A 4,365-nucleotide genomic window follows, 5' to 3' on the forward strand; every position below is an offset into this window, starting at 1 on the left:
TCCCGGCACATGTTACGAATGCGGGCACGAGCATGGCAGCGGCGACCGTTGCCTCTCGTTCCATTTCCGGCCGTCCTACATGGAACGGATCGCGGCTGGCGTGCCGGGCGCCAGGAAGCTGGCCTTCGAGGCGGCGCTCCTGCCGCCTTTGCCGGTCCTGGCGCCACTCCTGGCCGAGGCGGAAACCGCTCGCGAGATGGCCGACATCGACGCGTTCGAGGAACTTTCCCTGCGCATGGCCGGTGCTGCCGTGGCTACAGCCTCCGGCGCTACGCATGTCAGGCGCGCGCCGAGCCGCCGCGATCAAAAACGGGTTGCCGAAGCTGTGCGGCGCATCGAACTCGATGCAGACGGGCCGGTTTCCCTTTCAGCGCTTGCCGATGGGACGGCGACCAGTCCGTATCATTTCCTGCGCATCTTCCGGCAGGTGGCGGGCATGACCCCCTACCAATTCCTGCTCAGGACGCGATTGCACAGGGCCGCGGTGCGGCTACGCATGTCGGACGATACGGTTTCCGCGATCGCTTTCGGCGCTGGCTTCAGCGATCTGTCGACCTTCAATCGTCGTTTTCGGCGGATCATGGGGCAGACGCCAAGCCAGTATCGCAGCCGCCGTGGCGCATAGGTCGTTTCTGCTTGGTGAATCGGCCCGGTGCACCGCAAAGGCAGACACGCAGGCTTTTGCGTCAGGGCGGTGAAAACCGCCTTGGCCATATCGTCGCAATCATCGGTATCCATTTGAAATTACCATCAAAAATGACACTGGAAAAGTGCCGTGAAGGTTGGAGTTTCGGGCTTGCTTCCTATATAAGCACCAAGTGATTCCTGATTAGATTGTGATCCGATTTGACCGACCAGAAGACACCGCGCGGCGCCGACGGCGGCCCCACCGGCATCGAGCCGATATCCATCGTCGAGGAGATGCAGCGCTCCTATCTCGATTACGCCATGAGCGTGATCGTCAGCCGTGCGCTGCCGGACGTGCGCGACGGCCTGAAGCCGGTGCATCGCCGCATTCTCTTCGCCGCCCATGAGAGCGGCTACCATTGGAACCGCAAATATGTGAAGTCGGCGCGTCCTGTCGCCGACGTGATGGGTAAATACCATCCGCATGGCGATGCTTCCATCTATGACGCCTTGGTGCGCATGGCGCAGGACTGGTCGTTGCGCGTTCCGTTGATCGACGGGCAGGGCAATTTCGGCTCCATCGACGGCGATCCGCCTGCGGCGATGCGCTACACGGAAGCGCGGCTGACCAAGGTCGCGCACGAGCTCCTGGAGGATATCGACAAGGATACCGTCGATTTCCAGGACACGTATGATGCTTCCGGCAGCGAACCTAAGGTTCTGCCGGCACGTTTTCCCAACCTTCTGGTCAATGGCTCGGGCGGCATCGCCGTCGGCATGGCGACCAACATCCCGCCGCACAATCTCGGTGAAGTCTGCAATGGCGCCATCGCCATCATCGACAATCCGGCGATCGACCTGCCGGCGCTTATGGAGATCATTCCGGGGCCGGATTTCCCGACCGGTGGCATCGTGCTTGGCCGTTCGGGCATCTACAGCGCCTATTCGACCGGCCGCGGCTCCATCGTCATGCGCGGGCGCGTCAACATCGAACAGCGCGGCAACGACCGCGAGTCCATCATCATCACCGAAGTTCCCTACCAGGTGAACAAGTCGTCGATGATCGAGAAGATGGCTGAACTGGTGCGCGACAAGCGCATCGAGGGCATTTCCGATATCCGCGACGAGAGCGACCGCCAGGGCTACCGGGTCGTCATCGAGCTGAAGCGCGACGCCGTTGCCGACGTCATCCTCAATCAGCTCTACCGCTTCACGCCGCTGCAGACCTCTTTCGGCGCCAATATGGTGGCGCTGAATGGCGGCAAGCCGGAAGTGATGAACCTGACCGATATGCTGAAGGCTTTCGTCGCCTTCCGCGAGGAGGTGATCACAAGGCGGACGAAGTTCCTGCTGCGCAAGGCGCGCGATCGCGCCCATGTGCTGGTCGGTCTCGCTATCGCAGTCGCCAACATCGACGAAGTCATCAAGCTGATCCGCACCGCGCCGGATCCGCAGACGGCGCGTGAGCAGTTGATGGAGCGGCGCTGGCCCTCTGGCGACGTGGAATCTCTGATCCTCCTGATCGATGACCCACGCCACCGGATCAACGAGGACGGTACCTACAATCTGTCCGAGGAGCAGGCGCGCGCCATCCTCGAGCTGCGCCTGCAGCGCCTGACCGCGCTCGGCCGCGACGAGATCGCCGACGAGTTGAACACGATCGGCGCCGAAATCATCGATTATCTGGACATTTTGTCTTCCCGCGCGCGCGTCCAGCAGATCGTCAAGGACGAGCTTGCCGCCGTGCGCGACGAGTTCGGCACGCCGCGCCGCACCGAACTCACCGACGGCGGTTCGGACATGGAAGACGAGGATCTGATCCAGCGCGAAGACATGGTCGTGACGGTCAGCCATTCCGGCTACATCAAGCGCGTGCCTCTGTCGCTCTACCGGGCGCAGCGCCGCGGCGGCAAGGGCCGCTCCGGCATGTCGACCAAGGAAGAGGATTTCGTCACCCGGCTGTTCGTCGCCAACACCCATACGCCGGTGCTGTTCTTCTCCTCGCGCGGCATCGTCTACAAGGAAAAGGTCTGGCGGCTGCCGATCGGCAATCCGCAGTCACGCGGCAAGGCGCTGATCAACATGCTGCCGCTGGAGCAGGGCGAGCGCATCACCACCATCATGCCACTGCCCGAGGACGAGGCCAGCTGGGGCGAACTCTACGTGATGTTCGCCACCACGCGCGGCACCGTGCGCCGCAACGATCTATCCGACTTCGTCCAGGTCAACCGCAACGGCAAGATCGCCATGAAGCTGGAGGAAGAAGGCGACGAGATCCTCGGCGTCGAAACCTGCACCGACAAGGACGACGTGCTGCTGACCGCCAGTTCCGGCCAGTGCATACGCTTCTCCGTCGGCGACGTGCGCGTCTTCCAGAGCCGCAATTCGGTCGGTGTGCGAGGCATAACCATGGCCGAGACCGACCGCATCATCTCGATGTCGGTGATCGAGCATGTCGATGCTTCGCCGGCGGAACGCGCCGCTTACCTGAAGCGCGCGGCGGCGGAGCGGCGGCTTGCCACGGAAACGGCCGGAGAAGAGGAAGAGATCGCGCTGACCAATGAGGAGATCGGCGAGGAGACAGAGCTTTCCGACAGCCGATACGAAGAACTCAAGGCGCACGAACAGTACGTGCTGACGGTGACCGAATTCGGCTACGGCAAGCGTTCGTCGTCCTATGATTTCCGGCTGACCGGACGCGGCGGCAAGGGCATCCGCGCCACCGACGTGTCGAAGGCGGCCGAGATTGGCAGGCTGGTGGCGACCTTCCCGGTCGGCAATGACGACCAGATCATGCTGGTGTCGGACGGCGGCACCGTCATCCGGGTGCCGGTCAACGGCATTCGTTTCGCCAGCCGCGCCACCAAGGGTGTGACCATCTTCAACACGGCTGAAGGCGAAAAGGTGGTTTCGGTCGAGCGGATCTCTGAACCGCAAGCGGACGAAGAAAGCGAAGAAACCGTCGAGGGCGGTGCCGATGCCGCTGCGGCGTCTGACGCCGGTCCGGAGGGTGCGGACTAAGTCCGGCACCCAGGTTTTGACATGGCAACGCCGGCCAGCTGGCCGGCGCGGCAGCAAGTCCAGGCTTTATCAGTAGTGGCGATATGGCTTACGCGGGCCGAAGCCTTCGAAGCGCTTGGTGTTTGCCTTGACGCGGATGCGTTGTGCCTCCTGATGCAGCCCAAATACGGTGGCGATCAGCATGGCGACGGTCATTGCGGTGGCGAGCATGTAGATCAGCATGTGCGTGTTCTCCTGCGCCTAACAACGGATAGATGGGATTTTGGTTTCATCTTATTAAGGTGCAACCTAGTGAACGCTGCGTGAAGGCTTCGTGATCAGCGTGTTCATCTGTCGTTCATGTGCCGGAAAAGGTTCACGGCCGGCGCCCCGATCGGATTTGCCTTTGCGAGAGAGGCTCGCTAGAGCCTGTTCCATCTTGGTGGACGGAAGACGGAACAGGCTCTAGCTTTCATTTGAGCATGATCTCTAGGACAAACGAAAAACCGTTTGTCCGCAAAAACCGGTTTCCACTTTTTGGGATCATGCATTAGAAGCACCTGCCATGACCGAACGCATCGCCCTCTATGCCGGCTCCTTCGACCCGCTGACCAACGGCCATCTGGATGTGCTGAAGGCTTCGCTGGCCGTGGCCGACATCGTCTATGCGGCGATCGGCATCCATCCGGGCAAGCAGCCGCTGTTTTCCTTCGAGGAGCGGGTGAAGCTGATCGAGAC

The 4,365-nt window shown here is 61.9% G+C and carries 4 protein-coding genes; 3 read left to right on the plus strand and 1 reads right to left on the minus strand.

From position 1 onward, the window contains the following. Both ENZ74_RS23425 and gyrA read left to right on the plus strand, forming a co-directional pair. Window positions 1–625, plus strand: a 625-nt coding sequence (locus tag ENZ74_RS23425; protein ID WP_164761154.1) for an AraC family transcriptional regulator, incomplete at its 5' end; no start/stop codon positions are given. A gap of 221 nt (window positions 626–846) precedes the next feature. Further along, complete coding sequence (gene gyrA / locus ENZ74_RS23430) at window positions 847–3,648, plus strand: DNA gyrase subunit A (RefSeq protein ID WP_013531829.1); 2,802 nt, start codon at window positions 847–849, stop codon at window positions 3,646–3,648. A gap of 69 nt (window positions 3,649–3,717) precedes the next feature. Here gyrA and ENZ74_RS23435 read toward each other — a convergent pair whose 3' ends face one another. Continuing rightward, a complete protein-coding gene (locus ENZ74_RS23435) occupies window positions 3,718–3,870 on the minus strand; it encodes a hypothetical protein (RefSeq protein WP_081714296.1) in 153 nt (50 codons plus the stop codon). A gap of 322 nt (window positions 3,871–4,192) precedes the next feature. Between ENZ74_RS23435 and ENZ74_RS23440 the strand changes: the two genes are divergently transcribed. Continuing rightward, the coding region (locus tag ENZ74_RS23440) for an adenylyltransferase/cytidyltransferase family protein (protein WP_164761155.1) at window positions 4,193–4,365 on the plus strand (173 nt) is incomplete at its 3' end.

Origin of the sequence: Mesorhizobium sp. M7A.F.Ca.CA.002.15.2.1, assembly GCF_003998715.1 — a bacterium.
GTDB lineage: Bacteria > Pseudomonadota > Alphaproteobacteria > Rhizobiales > Rhizobiaceae > Mesorhizobium > Mesorhizobium ciceri.